This is a genomic window from Klebsiella sp. CSG-1 (assembly GCF_056521145.1).
This window is the reverse complement of the sequence record NZ_JBWNLD010000003.1, coordinates 273,606-297,665: the sequence shown is the minus strand read 5'-3', so window position 1 is coordinate 297,665 and position 24,060 is coordinate 273,606. Positions and strand designations below refer to the sequence as shown.

The 24,060-nt window shown below is 55.4% G+C and carries 19 protein-coding genes; 10 read left to right on the top strand and 9 right to left on the bottom strand.

Annotation, left to right across the window (positions count from 1 at the left end):
- Positions 1-63: 63 nt before the first annotated feature.
- Positions 64-900, top strand: coding sequence for an S-formylglutathione hydrolase (fghA, locus tag AC007G_RS09455; protein ID WP_142629996.1), 837 nt, complete (start codon positions 64-66; stop codon positions 898-900).
- 76 nt (positions 901-976) lie between these two features.
- Here fghA and AC007G_RS09450 read toward each other — a convergent pair whose 3' ends face one another.
- The 4 genes from AC007G_RS09450 to yieE form a co-directional block, all read right to left on the bottom strand.
- The gene (locus tag AC007G_RS09450; protein WP_142629997.1) at positions 977-2,500 is read right to left on the bottom strand and encodes an EAL domain-containing protein; all 1,524 of its coding nucleotides are present in this window, start codon (positions 2,498-2,500) and stop codon (positions 977-979) included.
- Between the two features lie 425 nt (positions 2,501-2,925).
- Positions 2,926-4,899: a catecholate siderophore receptor CirA gene (cirA, locus tag AC007G_RS09445; protein WP_142629999.1), complete on the bottom strand. Its 1,974-nt coding sequence runs from the start codon at positions 4,897-4,899 to the stop codon at positions 2,926-2,928.
- A gap of 305 nt (positions 4,900-5,204) precedes the next feature.
- Positions 5,205-6,674 (bottom strand): amino acid permease, encoded by a 1,470-nt coding sequence (locus AC007G_RS09440; RefSeq protein WP_032686702.1) that lies wholly within the window; start codon positions 6,672-6,674, stop codon positions 5,205-5,207.
- Between the two features lie 191 nt (positions 6,675-6,865).
- Complete coding sequence (gene yieE, locus AC007G_RS09435) at positions 6,866-7,732, bottom strand: DNA-binding transcriptional regulator YeiE (protein ID WP_032686701.1); 867 nt, start codon at positions 7,730-7,732, stop codon at positions 6,866-6,868.
- Between the two features lie 342 nt (positions 7,733-8,074).
- On the opposite strand from yieE, the gene AC007G_RS09430 reads away from it, so the two are divergent.
- Together AC007G_RS09430 and nfo are read left to right on the top strand one after the other, a co-directional pair.
- A complete protein-coding gene (locus AC007G_RS09430) occupies positions 8,075-9,124 on the top strand; it encodes a YeiH family protein (RefSeq protein WP_032695440.1) in 1,050 nt (349 codons plus the stop codon).
- A gap of 93 nt (positions 9,125-9,217) precedes the next feature.
- Entirely contained in the window at positions 9,218-10,075 is an 858-nt protein-coding gene (gene nfo / locus AC007G_RS09425; protein WP_004864792.1) for a deoxyribonuclease IV, read from the top strand.
- A gap of 107 nt (positions 10,076-10,182) precedes the next feature.
- Here the strand turns inward: nfo and fruA are convergent, their stop codons facing one another.
- Genes fruA through fruB form a run of 3 tightly spaced genes read right to left on the bottom strand, consistent with a single transcriptional unit; the run spans position 10,183 to position 13,960 of the window.
- Positions 10,183-11,874, bottom strand: a complete 1,692-nt coding sequence (fruA, locus tag AC007G_RS09420; protein ID WP_032695442.1) for a PTS fructose transporter subunit IIBC — start codon at positions 11,872-11,874, stop codon at positions 10,183-10,185.
- A 16-nt stretch (positions 11,875-11,890) separates the two neighbouring features.
- Positions 11,891-12,829 carry a 1-phosphofructokinase gene (fruK, locus tag AC007G_RS09415; protein ID WP_004864796.1) on the bottom strand — a complete coding sequence of 313 codons (939 nt, stop codon included), beginning with the start codon at positions 12,827-12,829 and terminating at the stop codon, positions 11,891-11,893.
- Positions 12,830-13,960 carry a fused PTS fructose transporter subunit IIA/HPr protein gene (gene fruB, locus AC007G_RS09410; protein WP_015583837.1) on the bottom strand — a complete coding sequence of 377 codons (1,131 nt, stop codon included), beginning with the start codon at positions 13,958-13,960 and terminating at the stop codon, positions 12,830-12,832.
- A 331-nt stretch (positions 13,961-14,291) separates the two neighbouring features.
- On the opposite strand from fruB, the gene setB reads away from it, so the two are divergent.
- Positions 14,292-15,473, top strand: coding sequence for a sugar efflux transporter SetB (setB, locus tag AC007G_RS09405; RefSeq protein ID WP_032686698.1), 1,182 nt, complete (start codon positions 14,292-14,294; stop codon positions 15,471-15,473).
- On the opposite strand, the gene AC007G_RS09400 is transcribed toward setB, so the two are convergent.
- Positions 15,470-15,724, bottom strand: a complete 255-nt coding sequence (locus AC007G_RS09400; RefSeq protein WP_032699108.1) for a YkgJ family cysteine cluster protein — start codon at positions 15,722-15,724, stop codon at positions 15,470-15,472. The two genes, setB and AC007G_RS09400, sit on opposite strands and share 4 nt — an antisense overlap.
- Before the next feature lie 149 nt (positions 15,725-15,873).
- On the opposite strand from AC007G_RS09400, the gene yeiP reads away from it, so the two are divergent.
- Complete coding sequence (yeiP, locus tag AC007G_RS09395) at positions 15,874-16,446, top strand: elongation factor P-like protein YeiP (protein ID WP_004864815.1); 573 nt, start codon at positions 15,874-15,876, stop codon at positions 16,444-16,446.
- 120 nt (positions 16,447-16,566) lie between these two features.
- Here yeiP and uxuA read toward each other — a convergent pair whose 3' ends face one another.
- Complete coding sequence (gene uxuA, locus AC007G_RS09390) at positions 16,567-17,757, bottom strand: mannonate dehydratase (protein WP_032686695.1); 1,191 nt, start codon at positions 17,755-17,757, stop codon at positions 16,567-16,569.
- Positions 17,758-17,963: 206 nt separating this feature from the next.
- Here uxuA and AC007G_RS09385 point away from each other — a divergent pair, with 206 nt between their 5' ends.
- The 5 genes from AC007G_RS09385 (at position 17,964) to AC007G_RS09365 (ending at position 24,033) form a co-directional block, all read left to right on the top strand.
- Positions 17,964-19,430 carry a mannitol dehydrogenase family protein gene (locus tag AC007G_RS09385; RefSeq protein ID WP_142630001.1) on the top strand — a complete coding sequence of 489 codons (1,467 nt, stop codon included), beginning with the start codon at positions 17,964-17,966 and terminating at the stop codon, positions 19,428-19,430.
- A 121-nt stretch (positions 19,431-19,551) separates the two neighbouring features.
- Positions 19,552-20,529, top strand: a complete 978-nt coding sequence (locus AC007G_RS09380; RefSeq protein WP_142630002.1) for a CobW family GTP-binding protein — start codon at positions 19,552-19,554, stop codon at positions 20,527-20,529.
- Positions 20,530-20,571: 42 nt separating this feature from the next.
- A complete protein-coding gene (locus AC007G_RS09375; RefSeq protein ID WP_479466585.1) occupies positions 20,572-21,279 on the top strand; it encodes a phosphatase PAP2 family protein in 708 nt (235 codons plus the stop codon).
- 425 nt (positions 21,280-21,704) lie between these two features.
- The gene (gene mepS / locus AC007G_RS09370) at positions 21,705-22,277 is read left to right on the top strand and encodes a bifunctional murein DD-endopeptidase/murein LD-carboxypeptidase (protein ID WP_032686691.1); all 573 of its coding nucleotides are present in this window, start codon (positions 21,705-21,707) and stop codon (positions 22,275-22,277) included.
- 181 nt (positions 22,278-22,458) lie between these two features.
- Complete coding sequence (locus AC007G_RS09365; protein WP_142630004.1) at positions 22,459-24,033, top strand: cyclic di-GMP phosphodiesterase; 1,575 nt, start codon at positions 22,459-22,461, stop codon at positions 24,031-24,033.
- Positions 24,034-24,060: the final 27 nt, after the last annotated feature.

Here is a 24,060-nt window from a genome sequence, read left to right as displayed (position 1 = left end):
CAGGTAGATGAAATATCTGTATTATGACCTGACACCCGCATTTACCTTCCTGAGGAGCCCTGCATGGAATTGCTTGAAGAGCATCGCTGTTATGAAGGTCGGCAGCAACGCTGGCGGCACGACTCCAGTACCCTGAACTGTGCAATGACGTTCAGTATTTTTTTACCTCCCCTGCGCGATGAGACGCCGCCGCCGGTGCTCTACTGGCTGTCAGGCCTGACCTGCAATGATGAAAACTTCACCACCAAAGCGGGCGCCCAGCGTGTCGCCGCCGAACTCGGCCTTGTGCTGGTGATGCCGGATACCAGCCCTCGCGGCGATGATGTCGCCGACGATACCGGCTGGGATCTGGGCAAAGGCGCAGGTTTTTACCTGAATGCCAGCGAAGCACCGTGGTCTGCGCATTTCCATATGTACGACTACCTGCTTGACGAACTGCCGCAGCTCATCCGTTCGCAGTTTAACGTCAGCGAGCGCTGCGCAATCAGCGGTCACTCGATGGGCGGACACGGCGCGCTGATCATGGCGCTGAAAAACCCGGGCCGTTTTACCAGCGTTTCCGCTTTCGCGCCTATCGTTAACCCTGCGCAGGTTCCCTGGGGGCAAAAAGCCTTCACCGCCTATCTGGGTGCCGATGAGTCGACCTGGCAGGCATGGGACAGCTGCGCATTAATGCAGGCCAGCCAGCCCGATGACGCCATTCCGACGCTGATAGACCAGGGCGATAGCGACACATTCCTCGCGCTGCAGCTGCAGCCGGCGGTGCTGGCGGAGTGCGCGCGGCAGAAAGCGTGGCCGTTAACCCTGCGAATTCAGCCCGGCTACGATCACAGCTACTATTTCATTGCTTCATTTATCGAAGATCATCTGCGTTTTCATGCCCGCTATCTGCAGGCCTGATTTCCTGCCGGTATGCCGCCGCCTCGGTCGCGGCACACCGTTTCCCGCTCGCCCGGCCGCCGTTGCAAGGCATGAGTTATTCAACAATCACCGTTTCTTTATTTTTCGACAGCAGTATTTTTATCAGCTCAATATAGGGAACCGGTTTAAAAAAATAATAGCCCTGTAACAGGGTGATATTTTTCCGGTTGAGATAATTCAGCTGTTCTACCGTTTCAACGCCTTCAGCCACAATACGTAATGAGAGCTTGCGCGCCATTTCAAGCACGCAGTCCAGCAGCTTCGTCGATTCATCGAGGCCGTTCACCCGACCGACAAAGCTTTTATCGATCTTTATGTAGTCAATTTTCAAATCATGAAGATAAGACAGCCCTGAATACCCGGTACCAAAATCATCCAGCGCAATCGTAAACCCGCGGGCGTGCAGGGTCTTCAAATTGGCGATCAGCTGCTCATCAACGTGTAGCGGTTCACGTTCGGTGACTTCCAGCACCAGCGTTAAATTTGGCTTGTGGAAACCATCGCGGTATTTCAGACAGTCATCCATAAACTGAGGCGAGCTGATATGTGAAGCGCTGAAGTTGATACCAATATGAAAACCATCGGGCAGTTTGCTGGCGATGTTGTTCATCTGCGCCACCACCTGCGCCATAAGGCTTTGGGTTAAGGGAATAATCAGTCCCGTTCGTTCCGCGAGGGGGATAAATGTTACCGGTGAAATAAGGCCAAGTTGCGGGTGCTTCCATCTGGCCAACACCTCGACGCCATAGATGGCCCCGCTGCGACCATTTACCACCGGCTGGTAAAAAGGCACGATCTCCCCGTTCGCAATGGCTTTACGTAAGTTATCCTCGGGGGTCGTGTATTTGTTCGCATACTTCAGCAGGATCCAGGCCAGGATGCATGCCACGAACAGAATAAAGATCAACAAACCAGCCCCTTGATTAATCATTCGTTTAACACTAAAAACCGCCGGCAGATTGTATTCAATATCAAACATAAATTCGGCCGATCGGAAACGGGCGCTGGAACTGCTGGTTAAGTCGGTGTTTCTGACATCACCTGAAGTTCCGATAGTCCGCTCACCCACCACTAAGGCAAATTGCGTATTCTGTATGTTACTGCTTAACGCATCACGAATATGCACATCGCTAATGCTGATGACGGTTTTTCCGAGCGGAAAACGCGTTTGCCAGGCAAGGATCGGCCGATTGTTCACGGTGTTTCTTGCCGGAACCAGCATTAACCGGGAGTCCGACATATCGTTGAAATTCAACAGCAGGACCCGATTTCCCGGCAGTGAAGAACACCAGATTTTATTGTCTTTAATAATCAAAATTGTTCTGAGGTGCGGTTTGAGCGCCGCCTCCGTCCCAAGCTGAAACTGACCTTCCGGCGTGCAGCCCTTGCTCGCCACATCCAGCGCGGTCGTTGTCGCCTGGCGCGCCTCCTCAAGAATGGCGTCGATTCTTTTCGCGGCATGACGTGCGGCATTGGCACTATTGATTCTTGCGGAGTACCACAGCTGCATATTCAAAATAGACACGCCGACGAGGATAAAAAACAGAGCAACGAAAACAGGGAGGATGACATTGCGCATTATTGTTCTCTGCCAATGGAGATGCGATTAATGAATAACCTCGACGTGCTCCCCATCGAGCGCCATGACGCCAGTCATGTTCTCAATCTTTACCCTGCCCTCTGAATGTGTCCCGGACACCCGCGGAAATAAGCGGTGAATTTTACCACTCACCGTCGAATTTCAGTTCTGAACAAACCTGAGGAAGTCATCCATCCTGATAGAGAATGGGAGCGTCTCTCCCTATAGTGTATACGCCATTTCGCGCCGCGCCTGTTTGGGCGATAGCGGCGCCAGCGTATTGAAAAACATCCGCAAAAACAGATAACCGTCGGCATTCAGGTAACACCGACGGCGGCATAAGGTCTGGCCATCATGATGCAAAGCCGGCCAGACGTTTATCCAGGGGCAGACAGACGTTGCCATCTGCCCTCTTTCTGCGTCGATCAGAAGCGGTAGTCCACGGCCATAAAGTAGCGACGGCCTTCTTCGGTATAGCTATAGTCGTCGCGGCTCAGATCTTTATCCCCCACGTTCAGCACGCCTGAACGCAGCTTCACGCTCTTCGTCACCTGCCAGGCCGCACCGATATCAAACATAGTGTAGCCGCCCGGGGTTTTCGAGGTTGCGCTGACAGCGCGCTGCTCGCCGGTATAATTCGCGGTGACGTAGAAGGACCAGTCATCCAGCGGCTTCCAGTCCAGCGTCCCGTTGGCGGTGTGGAACGGCAGCGATTGCAGCGGTTTATCGCCACCGTTGCTGAGATCGCGGCCATCGTTATAGGTGTAGTTCACCGTCAGCTTCCACTCATCGCCGAACGGCACTTTGACTTCGGTTTCCACCCCTTTGATGCGCGCTTTATTGACGTTGAAGTAGCGGAAGACCGGTACGCGTTTACCGTTTACCGTTTTCCAGCCAACAAAGTTCGGGTAGCCCGGCGCTTCGCTGGCGCTGGAGGTTCGCAGGATATCGATCATATCGTCGACGTTATTCTGGAAGGTGGTCACGCTACCTTCTACGCCATCCAGCAGCCCCTCTTCACCGCGGTAGTAGAGGCCAAGTTCGAAGCTTTCGCTGGTTTCCGGCTTCAGGTCCGGGTTACCAATGATGCTGCACGAGCCACGGCAGGAGTTGGTGGTCCAGTCTGGGTTCAGCTGCAACAGCGACGGCGCTTTAAAGGCCGTCGCCCAGCCGCCTTTTACGGTGACCGTATCGGTTGCGTTATAGACGAGGTAAGCACGCGGACTCCAGTGATCGCCGTAGGTTTGATGGTCGTCCATACGAATACCGGTGGTCAGGGCCAGCTGTTCGAAAATCCGCCACTCATCCTCAACAAACAGCGCGTACTGGCTGGCAGAGGTGGATTTCCCGCCGCTACTCAGATTGACCGGATCTTTCAGTTTATCGTGGCGCCATTCCCCACCGAAGGTCAGCAGCTGGTTAATCATCCCCAGCGGCAGCACGTACTTGCCGTCAACGGCATTGCTTTCAGAGGTGATCGTGCCGTCCTGGCCCGGGTTTTTGTTATCGACTTTTTCGCCATAAAACTTCAGTTCGCTATTACCCACGTCCCAACGGCCGTTATGACTCAGGGAGTAGTTCTGGCGTTCCAGACGGTTGCGGTCGAGAGAGTCGGAATCGCGATCCTGACGATCGAAGCCATAGCCGGCGGTGATGTCCTGGTTATCGGTCGGCGTCCAGGCAAACTCAACGTTGCCATCGCGGCTGGTAAAGCCTTCAATTCGCGGCGTTTCGCCGGCGGCATTGCTGGAGGACTGCGGGTCGTCTTTCGCGCGTTTTGCGAGGTTGCCGTAGGCTTTCATCCCCAGCACGCCGTCAATCAGCGGGCCGCTGGTAAAGAACTGACCATTGTAAGTATCACCGCGATCGCGATGTTCCTGAATCGTGGTATCGGCGCTCAGGGTCCCGGTCCACTTCTGGCCGACTTTTTTGGTGATGATGTTCACCACGCCGCCGAGGGCATCGGAACCATAGAGGGAGGACATCGGCCCGCGGACTACTTCAATGCGTTCAATGGCATCGACCGGGATCCAGTTTAAATCGAAATCGTTATGGCGGAAGACCGCGTTGCGCGAGTTGACGCGTTTGCCGTCGACCAGAATCAGCGTATAGCTGCTGTCGAGGCCGCGAATGCTGACGCCCTTGCGGTTATCGCCTTCGTTGGTGAGCTGCACGCCAGGCACGTCGCGCAGGACATCTTTCAGGTTCTGAACCGGGCGGCGCTGCAGATCTTGCTGAGTAATCACGCTGATACTGGCAGGAGCGTCTTTTACGCTCTGTTCAGTCGCCGCGGCGGTGACAACCAGCGTTTCTTCATTCACTTCGGCTACGGCCGGAAACGCCAGCGATACGACGGATGCGCACAATCCCGCCCGGACAAAAGGGTTTAACCTGAACATTCCATATCTCCATGAGGTCTATAACGAATCAAACAAAAGGTGCAATTAACACGTACTGTCGGCGCACCGCTCATTGGCGGTACGCGCGGTCTTTTTTTACAGTTGACGTGGCTGGTCGCCCCTTGCTGGTTGTTCACGACCGGCAAGACAGGGAGATTGGCTTCATCCTGATTTTGATGAGGATGATAAAGATAATGATTTTGATTATCAATAAAATTATGAAGAACTGTATCAATTTGTAAGAGATACAGATATAAAAAAACCCTCTTTAAAAGAGGGTTTTACGGGAACGATTAAAACAAGCGTCAGCCTTTAAATCGCTGCGGGAACTTCATTTCGCTATAGCGGACGAAACGGGTACCTTTTGCCAGCTTATAACCAAACCAGATCACCAGGAACAGCGGGATACCGATATAGGTTGCGGCCACGCCACCCCAGTCGATGGTGTCTTTCAGGAACGCTTCATAGTTCTGGCCGAGCGTGATAATCAGGCACAGCACGAAGGCAAAAATTGGCCCCAGCGGGAAGAACCCTGAACGGTACGGCAGATTGTTCAGATCGTTGCCCTGCAGCACGTAGCCGCGACGGAAACGATAGTGGCTGATGGCGATCCCCAGCCAGGCGATGAAACCGGTCATCCCGGAGGTGTTCAGTAACCACAGGTAAACGGTCTGGTTACCAAACATTGAGCTCAGGAAGCACAGCGCGGCAATCACCGTCGTGGCATACAGCGCATTACGCGGCACGCCGCCACGAGACAGCTTCGAGAAGATGCGCGGGGCTTTGCCATCGCAGGCCAGGGTATAAAGCATACGCGTTGACGCATACATTCCCGAGTTCCCCGCCGACAGCACCGCCGTCAGGATAACCGCGTTCATGATTGCCGCCGCAGACAGCAGACCCGCATGCTGGAACACCAGGGTGAACGGGCTGACGGAAATGTCTTTGACGTCATTACGCAGCAGGCTGGGGTCGGTATACGGAATGATCAGACTGATAATCAAAATCGCGAACACATAGAACAGCAGGATACGCCAGAACACCTGCCGTACCGCGCGCGGAATATTCTTTTCCGGATTTTCGGATTCGCCCGCGGCAATCCCAATAAGCTCGGTGCCCTGGAATGAGAAACCAACGATCATTGCGACGCCTATCATCGCGGAGAAACCACCGGCAAACGGCGCGTCATCGATGGCCCAGTTGCTCCAGCCCGCAGGCTGCGCGCCTTTAAAGATACCGACGATCATCATCACGCCGACAACAATAAAGATGATAACGGTGGCCACTTTGATCAGCGAGAACCAGTATTCCGCTTCGCCAAAGCCTTTAACCGAGATCCAGTTCAGCAGGAACATAATACCGAGGAACAGGGCGCTCCAGATCCAACCCGGCGTATCCGGGAACCAGTAGCTCATTACCAGCTGAGACGCCACGAGGTCAACGGCGATGGTCACCGCCCAGTTATACCAGTAGTTCCAGCCCAGCGCGAAGCCAAAGCCCTCTTCGACATAATTCTGACCATAGGTCGCAAAGGAACCAGATACCGGCATATACGCCGCCAGTTCGCCCAGGCTGGTCATCAGGAAATAGACCATCAGACCGATCAGAATATAGGAAAGCAGTGCGCCGCCGGGGCCTGCCTGAGAAATAGTTGCACCAGATGCAACGAAAAGACCTGTACCGATGGAACCGCCAATAGCGATCATGGTCAAGTGGCGCGCCTTCAGTTCACGGCGTAGGCCGGGCGCTTCTGTGGTTTTAGTATCCGAAACCATGTGAAAATGCTATCCATCCAAAAAACGAGGCGCGATTGTAGCAGACGATCCGGGTTCTATCCGGTACAAATGCGAAGTTATAAGAGAGCTTCATGATCGACAATGGATTATTAGTAAAGCACTAATCCCCGGAAATGCCAGTCATAATATGCTGATCTCTCACGATAATACCCTTGCTAACCGCCAATAATTTACACCTGACAGTAGTGCAGAAAACGTTGTAATGCCTTGGAAATATGCTTTTGCCGATGGTGAATCCGCCACAGGGTGCGGGTCAGATTAGGCAGCGGGACCGGCAGTTCAACCAGCGATCCCACCTCCAGCTGTTCGGCGATAACCCGCCGGGAGAGACAGCTGATGCCCAGACCGTGACGCACGGCGTGTTTGATGGCTTCCGAATTGCCGAGCTCCATGCCCAGATGAAACGCCGGCAGGTGCGACAGCAGCAGGTAGTCAACGATTTCGCGGGTGCCGGAGCCATGTTCACGCAGGATCCATGGCGCTTCCGCCAGCCGTTGCAGCGTCACCTCCCCTTCGAGCAGCGGCGAATCCGGCGCGGCGAACACCACGAGTTCATCTTCCAGCCATGGTTCGGCGATAATGTCTGCCGCATGACACGGCCCTTCGATAAGCCCGATATCCACCCGCAGATCGGCTACCGCATTAATCACGTCCTGGCTATTGCCCACGCTCAGCTCCAGCGGCAGGTCGGGAAAATCACGGCGATAGTGGGCGATAATTTCCGGCAGGATATAGTTGCCGATAGTGCTGCTGGCATACACCCGGATCGCGCCATTATCGCCGCGAAACAGCTGTTCAATCTCCAGCGCGCGCTCCAGTAATGCCAGCGCCCGCGGGTAGAGAAGCCGGCCATGTTCGTTCACTACCAGCCGCTTGCCGACGCGGTCAAACAGCTGCACGCCCAGCTGCCCTTCCAGATCGGTCAGCGCCGCGCTGACCGCTGATTGTGAAAGCGCCAGCATCTGTGACGCCTGGGTCGTTGACCCGCTCTTAAGCACCTCAGCAAACACTTCCAGCTGCCGTAGCGTGATATGCATAACTCATCCTGCCTTCATTTGTATGCCGCGTGATTCTCCGACAACCCGCCGATCGTCGGAATGCCACCCAAAACGCGAAAATTTTCGCATATCCCCTGAATAATTCGAGTTGCAGGACAAAACGGTTAACCGTTTTGCCCAGCGCTGGCGCTGGCCCCAAACAGCGTCATACGGCCAGAGAGCGAGTCCCAGGCGCTTACTGGGGCAAGTGCGCGTAGCCAAGGCTGCATGCAGCTTGAAGTATGCCGGGTATACCACTTATTTCGATTGGTTATAAATATATAATCAATTTTATATTTAAACCAGCACGTCGTAATCTTTACACAGACAAAGGAGAAGGTTATGACAGCACTCACTTTACCGACTAAACATCGCACCCTATGGCATTTTATCCCGGGACTTGCGCTGACCGCCGTTCTGACCGGCGCTGCGCTTTGGGCTGGTAGCTTTTCCGCTATCGCCGGCGCCGGCTTCAGCGCACTGACGCTGGCCATCTTATTCGGTATGGTCATCGGTAACACGCTTTACCCTAAGCTCTGGCAATCCTGTGATGGCGGCGTGATCTTTGCCAAACAGCATCTGTTACGACTCGGCATTATTTTATACGGGTTTCGCCTGACGTTCGCCCAAATCGCCGATGTCGGCGTCAGCGGTATCGCTATTGACGTGCTGACGCTGACCAGCACCTTTTTTATCGCCTGTTACCTCGGGCAGAAGGTCTTTGGCCTCGACAAACATACCAGCTGGCTGATTGGCGCCGGTAGCAGCATCTGCGGCGCCGCCGCGATTCTGGCTACCGAACCGGTCGTCAAGGCGGAAGCCAGTAAAGTGACCGTCGCGGTGGCCACGGTGGTGATTTTTGGTACCCTGGCTATCTTCCTCTATCCGGCGATGTACCCGATGCTCGCGCACTGGTTCACCCCGGAAGCCTATGGCATCTATATGGGCTCCACGATGCATGAGGTGGCGCAGGTGGTGGCCGCAGGACATGCTATCAGCCCGGATGCAGAAAACGCCGCGGTGATTGCGAAAATGCTGCGCGTGATGATGCTGGCTCCGTTCCTGCTGTTTATGGCCGCTCGCGTCAAACAGCTGGCGCCAGAAGGCCAGGGAGAAAAAAGCAAAATCACCATTCCGTGGTTTGCCATCCTGTTCATTCTGGTGGCGGTGTTTAACTCTTTCCACCTGCTGCCAAAACCGGTCGTCGACATGCTGGTGACGCTCGATACCGTCCTGCTGGCGATGGCGATGGCCGCGCTGGGGCTGACCACTCACGTCAGCGCGCTGAAAAAAGCCGGTGCTAAACCGCTGCTGATGGCCCTGGTCCTGTTCGTCTGGCTGATCGTCGGCGGCGGCGCCATCAACCTGGTGATTCACAGCCTGATGGCCTAATCCGCTCGTGTGAACGCCCGCATTCGTTGATGTAACTCTGCAGTTAAGCCGCTATCATTACTCTCCACCCAGCGGCTTAACTGGAGCTTTTTTATGAAATACATTGGAGCGCACGTCAGCGCCTCCGGCGGACTGGCCAATGCAGCCATTCGCGCCGCGGAAATCGACGCCACCGCCTTCGCGCTGTTTACCAAGAACCAGAGGCAATGGCGAGCTGCCCCACTCAGCGACGAAACGATTGCTGAATTCAAAGCCGCCTGCGAAAAATACCGCTTTGGTCCTGGACAAATCCTGCCGCACGACAGCTACCTGATTAACCTCGGCCACCCGGTTGAGGAGGCGCTGGAAAAATCGCGCGATGCCTTTATTGATGAACTGAGCCGCTGCCAGCAGCTCGGACTGACGCTGCTCAATTTCCATCCCGGCAGCCACCTGCAGCAAATACCGGAAGACGAGTGCCTGGCGCGTATTGCCGAGTCCATTAATATTGCGCTGGCTAAAACCGAAGGCGTGACCGCAGTCATTGAAAATACCGCCGGCCAGGGCAGCAACCTCGGCTTTCAGTTTGAACACCTGGCCGCCATTATTGACGGCGTGGAGGACAAATCCCGCGTCGGCGTCTGTATTGATACCTGCCACGCCTTTGCCGCCGGTTATGACCTGCGTAGCGCAGAAGCGTGTGAGAAAACCTTCGCCGACTTCGAACGCATTGTCGGTTTCCGCTATCTGCGCGGCATGCACCTCAACGATGCCAAAAGCGCCTTCGGCAGCCGCGTTGACCGCCACCACAGCCTGGGCGAAGGCAATATCGGCCACGACGCTTTCCGCTGGATCATGCAGGACAGCCGCTTCGATGGTATCCCGCTGATTCTGGAAACCATTAACCCGGATATCTGGGCCGAAGAGATTGCCTGGCTGCGGGCGCAGCAAACGGAAGAGGCCTCAGCCTGACGCCGGCCAGCCGGGTGAAACGTACCGCTATGTAGATACGTAGAATAGAAAAGGGCCGAATATTCGGCCCTTTTGTTGCGTTAAGACGCTCTATTGCGGAGGATAATTCAGGCCGCTTTTTCTGCGATCTGTCCTTCCGGACGTTTCAGCACCGCGTAGGAGAGACCGGCCACCAGGGTACCGGCAACAATCGCCAGCAGATAACCCACCACCGGTGTAATCGCGCCAGGAATCAGCAGCACAAACAGACCGCCGTGCGGCGCCATCAGTTTCGCTCCGATAGCCATAGAGATAGCACCGGTCACCGCGCCGCCTACGATACAGCATGGCAGGACGCGCATCGGGTCACGGGCAGCAAACGGAATCGCCCCTTCGGAGATAAAGCACAGACCCAGAACCAGCGCCGCTTTCCCCCCTTCCCGTTGGCCTTTATCAAACTTATGGCGAGCAACCAGCGTGGCGATACCCATTGCCAGCGGTGGCACCATACCGGCCGCCATAATCGCCGCCATCGGTGCGTAGGTTTGGGTACTCAGCAGACCGACGCCGAAGGCATAGGCTGCTTTGTTCACCGGGCCCCCCATGTCGGTACACATCATCGCGCCGAGAATTGCGCCCAACAGTACGGCGTTCGCCGTTCCCATCGTTTGCAGCCAGTGGGTCAGCCCCGCCAGAATACCGGCAACAGGTTTACCAATCAGATAGATCATGGCCAGGCCGACGATCAGGCTGGAGACCAGTGGAATGATCAGAATCGGTTTCAGCGCTTCCATGCTCGGCGGCAGCTTCAATTTGGTGCTGATCAGTTTAGCAACGTAACCGGCAAGGAAACCAGCGATAATCCCGCCGATAAAGCCGGAACCGCCGCTGACGGCCAGCATCCCGCCGATAAGACCCGGCGTCAGGCCCGGACGGTCGGCAATGGAGAAGGCGATAAAGCCTGCCAGTACCGGAACCATCAACGCAAAGGCTGAACCACCGCCAATCTGCATCAGCGCGGCGGCCAGGGTATCTTTCACTTCAAAGGCTTTGATACCAAAGGCAAAGGAGAGCGCGATACACAGACCGCCGGCAACGACCATCGGCAGCATATAAGAGACGCCGGTCAACAGGTGACGATAGGCACCGCCGCCCTCTTTCTTCGCCGCATCAGCCTGCTGGCCGCTCTGACCGGATGGCTGGTACGGTTTCGCTTCAACCACGGCTTTATCCAGCTCCTGGGCGGTTTTCTTCAGCGCCAGACCGGTGGTAGTGCGATACATCGGTTTACCGGCAAATTTTGCCAGGTCGACTTCAATATCGGCAGCCACAATCACCAAATCCGCCTGCGCGACCTCTTCCGGCGTGATGGCGTTACCTGCGCCGACCGAGCCGCGAGTTTCCACCTTCACCCACCAGCCGCGTTTTTTGGCTTCGGTTTCAATGGCTTCTGCCGCCATAAAGGTATGAGCAACGCCGGTAGGGCAAGCGGTGATCGCCACGATGCGTTTTGCACCACCGGTCGAGGCCGGCAGTGCCGCAGCGGCCGGAGCAGCGTACGGCGCGGCATGGCTTTTCGCTTCGCTCAGGAACAGCTCCGGATGCGCCACGGCGCGATTAATATCGCCGAGGAACACCTGTTTACCGCTCAGCGCGCTATCCGCCGGCAGAGCGGCGCCAAGAACGATCGCCAGTTCAGCGTCGTTCGGATTATCTGTCAGTTCAAGATGCGCTTTATGCGCTGCGGTACCCAGCAGGGTTTTCGCCATATAGGCGCGCGCCTGTCCAAGTCCGGCATCAATAATCAGCAGCGTTTTCATTATGCCTCTCCTGCTGTCAATTAAAGGGTTTTAAGTCGACACGCGCCATCATGGCGGCCAACTGGGTACGATCGGTAATACCTACATTGCTCTGGCTAACCGCCAGCGCGGCGACGGCAGTGGCCAGACGCAGCGTATGCTCGCTGGATTCACGCATCAGCAGGCCGTAGATCAGGCCGCCAACCATCGAATCCCCGGCACCGACGGTGCTGACCACTTCTACTGAAGGCGGTTTCGCAATCCATTCGCCCGAGGCGTTAACCCACAGCGCACCTTCTTCGCCCAGCGAGATAACCACGTGGGCAATTCCCTGCTCGCGCAGCGCATGCGCCGCATCAATCACGTCTTTCATTTCCGGCAGTTTACGGCCCGCCCAAATCTCCAGCTCGCGCCGGTTTGGCTTCACCAGCCACGGTGCGGCTTTCAGACCGGCGACCAGCGCTTCACGGCTGCTATCAAAGATAATGCACGGACACTGGCTACGCAGGCGAACCATCCAGTCAGTGAAGGCTTCCGGGCTAACGCCGGACGGCAGGCTGCCGCTGACGCACACCATGTCGAACTGGCCCAGCCAGCTCAGGGAGTCATTCACAAAGCGTTCCCAGTCGGCCGGGGTCACTTCAAAACCGGAGAAGTTAAAATCGGTCACTTCACCATCTTTTTCCGTCAGCTTGACGTTGATACGCGTCCGCCCCTGCACCACCTGGAAGCGGTTGGCAATCCCCAGCTCGCTGAACAGCTGCTGAAAACCATCCTGGTTATCTTTCCCCAGGAAACCGCCAACGGTGACGTCAATGCCGAGATCTTTCAGCACCTTCGCCACGTTGATACCTTTCCCGGCGGCGTGCAGACCGGTGGTCCGCACAAGGTTGACCTCCCCGCGTTCAATTTCCGGTGTGAAACCCACCAGGTCATACGCCGGGTTTAATGTAATCGTTGCTACACGTCTGCTCATTTATGCGCCCTCCCCAAGGCCTGCGGCGATCGCTTCGCCAATCGCATCCAGCGCTTGTTGCGCATCTTCACCCTGCGCGGTAAAGCGCAGACGGTGACCTTTCTTCACGCCCAGCGCCACGACTTTCATCAGGCTGCGGCCATTTGCCGGCTTGCCGGATCCGTCCAGGTTGGTGACGGTAATGTCGCTGGAAAATTGTTTAATGGTGTTCACCAGCATTGTGCCCGGACGGGCATGCAGCCCGTGCTCATTACGCACCACATACTCGGCGCTCAGCACGTCGTCGGCGATAGCCTCGTCGCTGGTCAGCAGCGCCAGCAACGTCGCGCCATCAGACTTCAGCAGACGGTCAGCTTTTTTATCAATGAGCAGATTGCTCAGGCGATTCAGTACCGCGGTAGGCTGTTCATCTGCCATCGCGACGGTAATCAGCAGCGAGACCGGCTGCTCATCGGCGGTAAATGTACTGGCGGCACGGCTGACCGCAATCGCGCTGCGCAGGTTGCCTTCCGCGCTGTCGTTCAGCCAGATGCCCTGCCCAAGGTTCAGCGGCTTATCATTGATGGTGCGGCTGACGAAGGAGGCGTCAACGGCGCCAGCCTCTTTCAGACGTGCGGCGTTCAGCGCCTGTAAGGTCATCAGGTCGCTGGCAGCGATATCCAGGCTCAGCGTGTCATTATCCAGTTTCAGCGCTTCGCTCTGCTTTTCACCCATCAACAGGGCCCGCAGCTCTTCCGCCGTGGTTGCTGATTTAAGTTGTTCAGCGACTGAATCATCGCTCAGGACGTGGGTCAGCTGACGCAGAAGCCCCAGATGTTCATCCGAGCTGGCGGCGATGCCGATGGCCACGTACGCGGTCTGCCCTTCTCCCCAGGTCACGCCCTGCGGAAACTGATAGACCTGAACGCCGGTTTTCAGCACCTGGTCACGCGTGTCGGTAGTCCCGTGCGGGATGGCAATGCCGTTGCCAAGGAATGTGGAGGTTTGCTGCTCGCGAGCCAGCATCCCGTTAACGTAGCCTTCCGCCACGTTGCCCGCGCTAACCAGCGCGGCGGCAACCTGACGAATCGCCTCTTCTTTATTACCGGCCTGCTGGCCGGGATGAATATCCTGCACAGATAACTGGAACATGGTTCTCCTCTCCTGCTGTATTGAATCGTTTCAGCTATTTTGCGAAAAAAGGCGTCATCTTCCTGATGGAGAAACTCCCGATGACGCTGAAACGTTTCAATGAGTCTGTACCTTTCTTATCCACTGCGCAAGATCTGTTATCAACCTGATAACGGAAATTAGAGGTGCAGCACATTTTTGCTGAAGTCCGACGTTCGCATTCAGCCCGGCTTCAGCTTTTTGCTGAAACCACTAATTTGAAACTGCTTTTTAATTTTCCATACCATACTACTGTTCATTTTCTGAGTGACGGCGTAAACTCCGCTGCTCAGACAATTACAGATAGCCACCCATGCAAAACAGTAGCGCCGCCCTCCCCCGACGCGGGTTCGATTTAACCTCTTCTGCTTTCCTGATCGTTGCCTTCCTGACGGGCATTGCCGGCGCGTTGCAAACGCCGACCCTGAGCCTGTTTTTAACCAATGAAGTGCATGTGCGCCCGGCGATGGTCGGCTTCTTTTTTACCGGTAGCGCGGTGATCGGTATTCTGGTCAGTCAGTTTCTCGCCGGGCGCTCGGACCGCCAGGGCGATCGCAAGCAGCTGATTGTCTTTTGCTGCCTGCTTGGGGTTCTGGCCTGCCTGCTGTTCGCCTGGAACCGCAACTACTTTATTCTGCTCTTCGTCGGGGTCTTCCTCAGCAGCTTCGGCTCCACCGCCAACCCGCAGATGTTCGCCCTGGCGCGCGAGCATGCCGATAAAACCGGCCGCGAAGCGGTGATGTTCAGTTCCATTCTGCGTGCCCAGGTCTCGCTGGCGTGGGTGATCGGCCCGCCGCTGGCCTACGCGCTGGCAATGGGGTTCGGCTTTACCGTGATGTATCTCTGCGCCGCGGTCGCCTTTGTGGTCTGCGGGGCGATGGTGTGGTTCTTTCTGCCCAGTATGCGCAAAGAGAAGCTGGCGGCGGCAGGTCATCTGGAAGCGCCGCGCACTAACCGCCGCGATGCGCTGCTGCTGTTCAGCGTCTGTACATTAATGTGGGGCATCAACAGTCTGTACATCATTAACATGCCGCTCTATATCATTAATGAGCTGCATTTATCAGAGAAGCTGGCCGGGCTGATGATGGGGACCGCCGCCGGGCTGGAAATCCCGACGATGCTGATTGCCGGCTATTATGCCCGACGCTTTGGTAAGCGCTTTTTGATGCGCCTCGCTGCGGCGGCAGGAATACTGTTTTACGTGGGGATGCTGCTGGTGCATACGCCCGCTTTACTGCTGGCTCTGCAGGCGCTGAACGCGATATTCATCGGTATTCTGGCAGGTATTGGCATGCTCTATTTCCAGGATCTGATGCCCGGCCAGGCCGGCGCTGCCACCACGCTGTATACCAATACCACCCGCGTCGGCTGGATTATCGCCGGCTCGCTGGCGGGCGTGGTGGCAGAAATCTGGAGCTATCACGCTGTTTTCTGGATTGCCCTCGGCATGGGCGCGGTGTCATTGCTTTGCCTGTGGCGCATTAAAGACGTTTAAGGCGCGGTGCTCGCTTCCAGCTGGATAAGATAGGTCATGGCCGCTTCGCGATTTGTCGAACACATCTCCAGGACGGGCTGCAGGCTGGCGCAGACTTTTGGTCTGAGCGGCGACGTGAAGATGTTGCACAGATTCTGTTCCGAAAGCTGGACGCAGCGCGTGTTAGCAGGCTTGCCGTCAGGCATTCCGGGGATTGGGCTTGAGATAGAAGGAGCGATACAGCAGGCACCGCAATCGATACGACATTCCATAAATGACTCTCTTGATGTTGCGGTTCACGGCCCAGCCTAAACGTTTTGTCCGGAGATAGCAAAACTCGCGAATTCCGCTTGCCTGAAAGCCCCGGCACGAGTAGTTTTACGCGATATTTTTTGAACCGTTAAGTGACAGGATTACTGCAATGCCAAGAGCGAATGAAATTAAAAAAGGTATGGTGCTGAATTACAACGGCAAGCTGCTGATTGTAAAAAATATTGATATTCAGTCGCCGAGCGCCCGTGGCGCAGCAACGCTGTACAAAATGCGTTTCTCTGATGTACGTACCGGCCTGAAAGTGGAAGAGCGCTTTAAAGGCGACGATATCGTTGATACCGTTACCCTGACCCGCCGTTTCGTTGACTTCTCCTATGTTGACGGCAACGAGTATGTGTTTATGGATAAAGAAGATTACACGCCATACACCTTCACCAAAGAGCAGATTGAAGAAGAGCTGCTGTTCATTCCGGAAGGCGGCATGCCTGACATGCAGGTTCTGACCTGGGATGGCCAGCTGCTGGCGCTGGAGCTGCCGCAGACCGTGGATCTGGAAATCGTGGAAACCGCACCGGGCATTAAAGGCGCCTCGGCAAGCTCGCGCACCAAACCGGCGACCCTGAGCACCGGCCTGGTGATTCAGGTTCCGGAATACCTGACCACCGGCGAGAAAATTCGTATCCATATCGAAGAAAGCCGCTATATGGGTCGCGCGGACTAAGATCGCGTCATGTCGGATAAGGGTGGAAACGCCCTGTCCAGCCCCCCCGTCGCATCGGCCGGGCAGTAAGACCAAAAAGGACAGCCAGAGGCTGTCCTTTGTATTTTTCCGCGGCCAGAATTACAGCAGTTCCGGATACTTCGTCATCTTCAGCGCCAGCTCAACGCCGCGTACTTCCGCCATCCCTTTCAGGCGACCAATCGCCGAATAGCCCGGGTTGGTTTTCTTACGCAGATCGTCCAGCATCTGATGGCCATGGTCCGGACGGAACGGAATCGGACGCAGATCGCCCGCATGCTTGCGGCGCAGCTCTTCGCTCAGAATCGCATCCACCACCGCCACCATATTAACGTCACCGGTTAAATGCGCCGCTTCGTGGAACGTTTTTGGGTTCTCTTCACGGCAGGTCGAACGCAGATGGGTAAAGTGGATCCTGTCGCCGAAGGTTTCGACCATTTTCACCAGATCGTTATCGGCACGCACGCCGTAAGAACCGGTGCACATCGTAAAGCCGTTGTTGATGCTGTCCACGGTCTCTTTCAGCCACTGCATATCTTCGATGGTCGAAACGATACGCGGCAGGCCAAGGATCGGGCGCGGCGGATCGTCCGGGTGAACGGCCAGCCGCACGCCCACCTCTTCACAAACCGGCACGATAGCGCGCAGGAAGACGGCCATATTTTCACGCAGCTGCGCTTTATCAATATGATCGTATTCCGCCAGGCGTGCGCGGAACTGTTCGAGGGTATAGCCCTCTTCCGCTCCCGGCAGGCCGGCAATAATATTGCGGGTCAGCTTTTCAATATCCGCTGCGCTCATCGCCGCAAAACGAGCCTGCGCCTGGCGCTGCTCCTCTTCACTGTAATCTGCCTCGGCGCCAGGGCGCTTCAGGATATGTAACTCAAAAGCGGCAAACGCGATTTGGTCAAAACGCAATGCTTTCGAACCGTCCGGCAGTTGGTACTCAAGGTCAGTGCGCGTCCAGTCGAGAATTGGCATGAAGTTATAGCACACGGTATCAATCCCGCAGGCCGCCAGGTTGCGAATGCTCTGCTGGTAGTTGGCTATCCAGGTCGCACACTGCCCGCTTTGGGTTTTGATCTCTTCGTGTACCGGGATACTTTCCACGACCGACCACGTCAGCCCTTTTTCCGCCAGCAGCGCCTGACGCTGTTTAATTTCGTCAACCGGCCAGACTTGACCATTAGGAATATGGTGCAGCGCAGTGACCACACCCGTCGCGCCAGCCTGCCGTACATCATCAAGCGACACCGGATCGTTCGGTCCATACCAACGCCAGGTTTGTTCCATCGCTATGCCCTCTCAAAGTTGTTATACCAATAACGCAAACATCAATGATGACTACCATACAGGCTTCTCGACAGGGATCAATTTATCCCGCTAAATTGATTGATCCAGCTCACACTAAGCGTATAAATACGGCTCACCAATTTAATTTGTTGTCATATAACTTTACACTGGCATTGTTAATCATTGGTTAATCAGGTGTGTAAAGAATGACAACTATCGCTACCGCTACGCTGCCAGAAGGCGTGCAGCTTCCTCAGTACGATCGCAGCCAGCTGCGCTCGCGCATTGTGCACTTCGGCTTCGGGGCGTTTCATCGCGCTCATCAGGCCCTGCTTACCGATCGGGTGCTGAACGCCAGCGGCGGAGACTGGGGGATCTGCGAAATTAGCCTGTTCAGCGGCGACCGACTGATGAGCCAGCTCCGTCAGCAGGACCACCTGTTCACCGTGCTGGAAAAAGGCGCGCACGGCAACCAGCCGATTGTCGTGGGCGCCGTTCATGAATGTCTGAATGCAAAGCTGGACTCACTGCCCGCGATCATTGAAAAATTCTGCGAACCGCAGGTGGCCATTGTCTCACTCACCATTACGGAGAAAGGCTACTGCATCGATCCCGCCAGCGGCACGCTGGACCTGACGCAGCCGCGCATTATTCACGATCTGGAACATCCCGCGCTGCCACAGTCGGTGCCGGGGATACTGGTTGAAGCCCTGTCTCGCCGCCGCGAACGCGGCCTGCCGCCGTTTACGGTACTCTCCTGCGATAATATTCCTGATAACGGTCACGTGGTGAAAAATGCGGTTCTGGGCATGGCGGAAAAGCGCGCCCCCGAACTGGCGCAGTGGATTGCTGAACACGTCAGTTTTCCCGGCACCATGGTTGACCGTATCGTGCCTGCCGCTACCGAGGAATCGCTGGCTGAAATCAGCGCCACGCTCGGCGTAGAAGACCCTTGCGCCATCAGCTGTGAGCCATTTATTCAATGGGTCATTGAGGATAACTTCGTGGCGGGCCGCCCGGCGTGGGAAATCGCCGGCGTCCAGATGACCGATAATGTGCTGCCGTGGGAACAGATGAAGCTGCGGATGCTCAACGGCAGCCACTCCTTCCTTGCCTGGCTCGGCTACCTTGCCGGCAATGCGCATATCAGTGACTGCATGCAGGACGAGGTGCTGCGCAGCGCCGCTCGCCGGCTGATGCTTGACGAACAGGCCCCGACTCTTGCTATCGAAGGCGTCAATCTGACGCACTATGCCGACAGCCTGATCGCACGCTTTAGTAATCCAGCGCTTAAACACCGCACCTGGCAGATAGCGATGGACGGTAGTCAGAAGCTTCCGCAACGTATGCTTGACGGTATTCGCGTTCACCTCCAGCGCGGTAGCCGCTGGCCGTTGCTGGCGCTCGGGGTGGCAGGCTGGATGCGCTACGTCAGCGGTATAGATGATGCCGGTCAGGCTATTGATGTTCGCGACCCGCTGAGCGAGAAGATTCAGGCTCTGGTTGCCGGCAGCCGCGACGAGGAACGCGTCAGCGCCCTGCTCTCACTGGAAGAAATCTTTGGTCGCGATCTGCCGCGCAATACGCTGTTTGTGGATCACATCACCGCCGCCTGGCGTCAGCTTTCTGCCGTCGGTGCCCGCCAGGCCATCGCCAACGTGCCCGGGATTTAACAATTGCTGCTCTTTAGCGGACAGAATTCTTTTCTGTCCGCCGTAGCCCTTCTCTTTTCCCCTTTTTTTCGTCAGGATAGTCCCAACTGTTACAACATTACATTTGTATCCTGGAGAAAATGTGACCAAAACCAACTTGATCACGGGGTTTCTCGGCAGCGGTAAAACGACCTCGATTCTTCATCTGCTGGCCCACAAGCCTGCAGATGAAAAATGGGCCGTGCTGGTTAATGAGTTTGGCGAAGTGGGTATCGATGGCGCTTTGCTCGCCGATAGCGGCGCGCTACTCAAAGAAATTCCCGGCGGCTGTATGTGCTGCGTCAACGGCCTGCCGATGCAGGTTGGGTTGAATACCCTGCTGCGCCAGGGGAAACCGGATCGTCTGCTGATTGAACCTACCGGGCTCGGCCATCCCAAACAAATTCTCGATATTCTGACCGCCGCCGTCTACGAGCCGTGGATCGATCTTCGCGCCACCCTGTGCGTGCTCGATCCCCGCCAGCTGCTGGACAGTAAAGTGATGGCGAACGCCAACTTCCGCGATCAGCTGGCGGCGGCCGATGTCATTATCAGCAATAAAACGGACCGGATGACGGCAGAAAGCGAACAGGCCTTTGACGTCTGGTGGCAGGAGCACGCGGGCGAGCGTCTGCATATTGGCGCCACCCACGGCAATATCGACCCGCAGCTGCTGGATTTACCGCGCCTGAATCTCACACCGCTGCCGGAAAGTGCCGAACATGCGCACAGCCACGGGCAGAAAAAAGGTCTGGCCGCGCTCAGCCTGCCGGCCCACCAGCGCTGGCGCCGGAGCCTCAACAGCGGTCAGGGTTACCAGGCCTGCGGCTGGATTTTTGATGCCGATACAATCTTTGATACGATTGGCCTGCTTGAGTGGGCTCGTCTGGCGCCGGTTGCCCGCGTCAAGGGCGTGATGCGTATTGCGGAAGGTCTGGTACGCATCAACCGTCAGGGACTTGATCTGCATATCGAAACCCAAAACGTTGCGCCGCCGGACAGCCGTATTGAACTGATTACCGAATCCGAGGCCGACTGGAATGCGTTACAAGCCTCTTTGTTGAAACTTCGTTTAAGTTAAGGCGGGTATGTTTCCCGCCGTCTTACACAACTCGCAACTGTTATGATTAAAAACCGAATTCCCCTGATCCTGCTGCTTAACGCTGCGGGCTTTGCCCTCTTTTTTTCGTGGTATTTGCCCGCTAATCATGGTTTCTGGTTATCGCTGGATTCCGCCATTTTCCACTTCTTTAACCAGGGTGTGGGAAAGAGTCAGGCCTATGCCTGGCTGCTGGCTATCATCAATAACCGGGCTTTTGACGCCTGCTCTTTGCTGGCGATGGGCGGCCTGATGCTGAGCTTCTGGTTGAAGGAGCAAAGCGCCGGTCGCCGGCGGATCGTCATTATCGGTCTGGTCATGCTGCTGTTCGCGGTAGTCATTAACCAGCTGGCGCAGCATCTGATGCCGGTTAAACGCGCCAGCCCCTCGCTCACGTTCAGCGAGATTGTAAAAGTAAGCGATGTGGTCGCCTTCCCGACCAAAGATGCGTCGAAAGACAGTTTTCCCGGCGATCACGGCATGATGCTGCTGATTTTCGCCACCTTCATGTGGCGCTATTTTGGCCGTCGGGCATTGGCTATTGCTTTGACTATTTTTGTCGTTTTCGCTTTTCCGCGGGTCATGATCGGCGCCCACTGGTTTACCGATATTGCCGTTGGTTCATTGACCGCCGTCCTCATTGGCATCCCCTGGGTGCTGATGACACCATTAAGCGACACATTGATCGCCTGGTTTAACCGTTCGCTTCCGGGCGGAGTGGGTAAAAATTAATCTCTTCCTTACATATTATTAACTATATCCATAAGGGATCGTTCTCGGTCCCTTTTTTATTTGTCCATCTTTTTATCGCCCGCGTCATCTTCCTGTCACATTAATCATCTTACAAATGAAGGAATTGCATATTTTTTACCCACAGCTGCCGCTATTTTGTGCTTTCCCGATGATTCACTTTTAGATGCACAAATTCTTATAAGAAATCGCGCGAAACCGCTCGCCATCCCACGTTTGATAGGGTAATCTCAATCTCGTTTTGCCTTTCCAGTAACGTCAATCCGGCTCAAAAATAAATTTGTGCGGTATCCCACAAATTTAGGTTTAAGGAATTGTCTCATTGCTGGCAGGTATTTAGGCTCTAACACGTTTGGCATTTTTTATAACGACATTGTCGTTAAGGACAACAAGGGAAAACAAACAGCATGGTCAAATCTCAGCCGATTTTGAGATATATGTTGCGGGTAGTGCCCGCGATAGCAGTGGCAGTTTTGCTCTCTGCCTGTAGTTCGACAAGTAGTACCGCAAAGAATATGCATTCTGAGACGCATGCTGTGGGTAGTGGCGATTTATCATCACTGCAAGCCTCTCAGGATGAATTTGAAAAGATGGTCAGCAATCTGGACGTTAAGTCCCGTTTGATGGACCAGTATGCCAGCTGGAAAGGCGTGCGTTACCGCCTCGGCGGCAGCACCCGGAAAGGCATTGATTGCTCTGCCTTCGTGCAGCGTACTTTCCGTGAACAATTTGGTCTGGAACTGCCCCGCTCCACTTCTGAGCAGCAGGATTCCGGCAAGTCCATTTCACGCTCTCAACTGCGTACCGGCGATTTAGTTCTGTTCCGGGCGGGCTCCACCGGTCGCCACGTCGGTATCTATATCGGCAACGATCAGTTCGTCCATGCTTCCACCAGCAGTGGTGTGACCATCTCCAGCATGAACGAGCCGTACTGGAAGAAGCGCTATAATGAAGCGCGACGAGTTCTGAGCCGCTCGTAATCCTTTCTGTCGTGAGTTATCCCTTGGCTGACCTCAGAACAAAAAACACTGCTGCGGCGGTGTTTTTTTTTGCCTGTTTACCTGTGAATGCCGCAATATAAGCTATCCCTTTAAGTGGCGATAGAGAAAACGTTTTCTACCCATTGGCGCAACTCATTAACATGGACCGACTATAGAGCCTATGCTTACCCGTTACCTGTCACCCCGGCGTAATATCTGGCTGACCAGCATACTCATCGGAGTGATCGTCGCCCTGCTGGCCGGTAGCATTCAGGTTATGGTGATTTACCATAGCCGGTCTGAACGTTTTGACAGTATCATCGACAACGTCAACGTCTACCTGACTGAATACTTTAGCCAGCTCGAGAAGACGATGGTCGGCCTGCAGCCGCTGGTCAATCAAAAATGTGAAAATATTGTGTCAGACCTGACCGCACGGGCAGCCTTTAGCCCAAACGTGCGCGCGTTTTTGCTGGTAAAAGAGGGCGTCGCCTTTTGCTCCTCCGCCACTGGCTCCATGAATACTCCGCTGGTGCAGCTCATCCCCCATCTCGATACCCGTAAAGCGGTCGACATGCGGCTCCTGCCGGGGACACCGATGATGCCTGATAATGCCGCCCTGGCGATGTGGGTACGCAATCCGCACGACGATAACGATGGCATTTTCGTCTCAATCAATACCAACCTGACACCCTATATTCTTTATTCCGCCCGCCAGAACGATTTCAGCAGCATCGCGCTGGTTGTCAACGATACCGCCCTCTCCACCCTGACCAACCGCCTTATTGACCCGCAGAATCTGCGCGCAGAGCCGATTCGTCAGGTACAAATCAGAGGGCTGCCGCTGAAAGTCTATCTCTATGCCAACAGCTGGCTATCGGAAAATACGCTATTCTCGCTGCTGCTCGGCGTCGTGTGCGGTCTGCTGGCTGGCCTGGTGAGTTACTACGTGCTGACGTTGAAATCCGATCCGCGTAAAGCCATTCTGCTGGGGATAAAAAATAATCAGTTCTATGTTGTCTATCAGCCGGTAGTCAAAGCCGATACCCTGCGCATCAGCGGTATTGAAGTACTGATGCGCTGGCGCCATCCGGTAGCCGGGGAGATTCCGCCTGATGTGTTTATTAACCTGGCGGAAACGCAGCAAGTGATTGTGCCGCTCACTCATCATTTATTAGCACTGATCACTCGCGACGCACCGGCCCTGCAAAAAATTCTGCCCGCCGGTAGCAAGCTGGGGCTGAATATCTCACCGGCCCATCTGCACGCCGACGAATTTCAGGATGACCTGCAGCAGTTCGCTGCATCCATGCCAGCCAACCACTTCAATGTGGTTCTCGAAATTACTGAACGCGCGATGATCGATAAAAACAGGTCGTTGGCCATCTTTGACTGGCTGCATGAGCAGGGGTTTGAGATTGCGATTGACGATTTTGGTACCGGACATAGTGCGCTTATCTACCTTGAGCGTTATAAATTTGACTATCTGAAAATCGATCGCGGCTTCGTGCAGGCCATCGGAACCGAGACCGTCACCTCCCCGGTGCTGGATGCGGTACTGACGCTAAGCCGCCGCCTGCAGCTCATGACCGTTGCAGAAGGAGTAGAAACACCGGAGCAAGCGGAGTGGTTACGCAAACATGGCGTAAACTTCCTGCAGGGCTATTGGCTGAGCCGCCCGCTGCCGCTGGAAGCGCTGATCGCGGCACATGATGAACCGGCTAACTATTTTGCCGCCGGTAATGGCTCTTTATGATGTCTGCTCACAGAGGATATTAATCTG

Excerpts from the sequence above, each read along its gene's own strand:
- fghA (WP_142629996.1), top strand. The coding sequence starts at position 64 with ATGGAATTGCTTGAAGAGCATCGCTGTTATGAAGGTCGGCAGCAACGC.
- AC007G_RS09450 (WP_142629997.1), bottom strand. The coding sequence starts at position 2,500 with ATGCGCAATGTCATCCTCCCTGTTTTCGTTGCTCTGTTTTTTATCCTC.
- cirA (WP_142629999.1), bottom strand. The coding sequence starts at position 4,899 with ATGTTCAGGTTAAACCCTTTTGTCCGGGCGGGATTGTGCGCATCCGTC.
- AC007G_RS09440 (WP_032686702.1), bottom strand. The coding sequence starts at position 6,674 with ATGGTTTCGGATACTAAAACCACAGAAGCGCCCGGCCTACGCCGTGAA.
- yieE (WP_032686701.1), bottom strand. The coding sequence starts at position 7,732 with ATGCATATCACGCTACGGCAGCTGGAAGTGTTTGCTGAGGTGCTTAAG.
- AC007G_RS09430 (WP_032695440.1), top strand. The coding sequence starts at position 8,075 with ATGACAGCACTCACTTTACCGACTAAACATCGCACCCTATGGCATTTT.
- nfo (WP_004864792.1), top strand. The coding sequence starts at position 9,218 with ATGAAATACATTGGAGCGCACGTCAGCGCCTCCGGCGGACTGGCCAAT.
- fruA (WP_032695442.1), bottom strand. The coding sequence starts at position 11,874 with ATGAAAACGCTGCTGATTATTGATGCCGGACTTGGACAGGCGCGCGCC.
- fruK (WP_004864796.1), bottom strand. The coding sequence starts at position 12,829 with ATGAGCAGACGTGTAGCAACGATTACATTAAACCCGGCGTATGACCTG.
- fruB (WP_015583837.1), bottom strand. The coding sequence starts at position 13,960 with ATGTTCCAGTTATCTGTGCAGGATATTCATCCCGGCCAGCAGGCCGGT.
- setB (WP_032686698.1), top strand. The coding sequence starts at position 14,292 with ATGCAAAACAGTAGCGCCGCCCTCCCCCGACGCGGGTTCGATTTAACC.
- AC007G_RS09400 (WP_032699108.1), bottom strand. The coding sequence starts at position 15,724 with ATGGAATGTCGTATCGATTGCGGTGCCTGCTGTATCGCTCCTTCTATC.
- yeiP (WP_004864815.1), top strand. The coding sequence starts at position 15,874 with ATGCCAAGAGCGAATGAAATTAAAAAAGGTATGGTGCTGAATTACAAC.
- uxuA (WP_032686695.1), bottom strand. The coding sequence starts at position 17,757 with ATGGAACAAACCTGGCGTTGGTATGGACCGAACGATCCGGTGTCGCTT.
- AC007G_RS09385 (WP_142630001.1), top strand. The coding sequence starts at position 17,964 with ATGACAACTATCGCTACCGCTACGCTGCCAGAAGGCGTGCAGCTTCCT.
- AC007G_RS09375 (WP_479466585.1), top strand. The coding sequence starts at position 20,572 with ATGATTAAAAACCGAATTCCCCTGATCCTGCTGCTTAACGCTGCGGGC.
- mepS (WP_032686691.1), top strand. The coding sequence starts at position 21,705 with ATGGTCAAATCTCAGCCGATTTTGAGATATATGTTGCGGGTAGTGCCC.
- AC007G_RS09365 (WP_142630004.1), top strand. The coding sequence starts at position 22,459 with ATGCTTACCCGTTACCTGTCACCCCGGCGTAATATCTGGCTGACCAGC.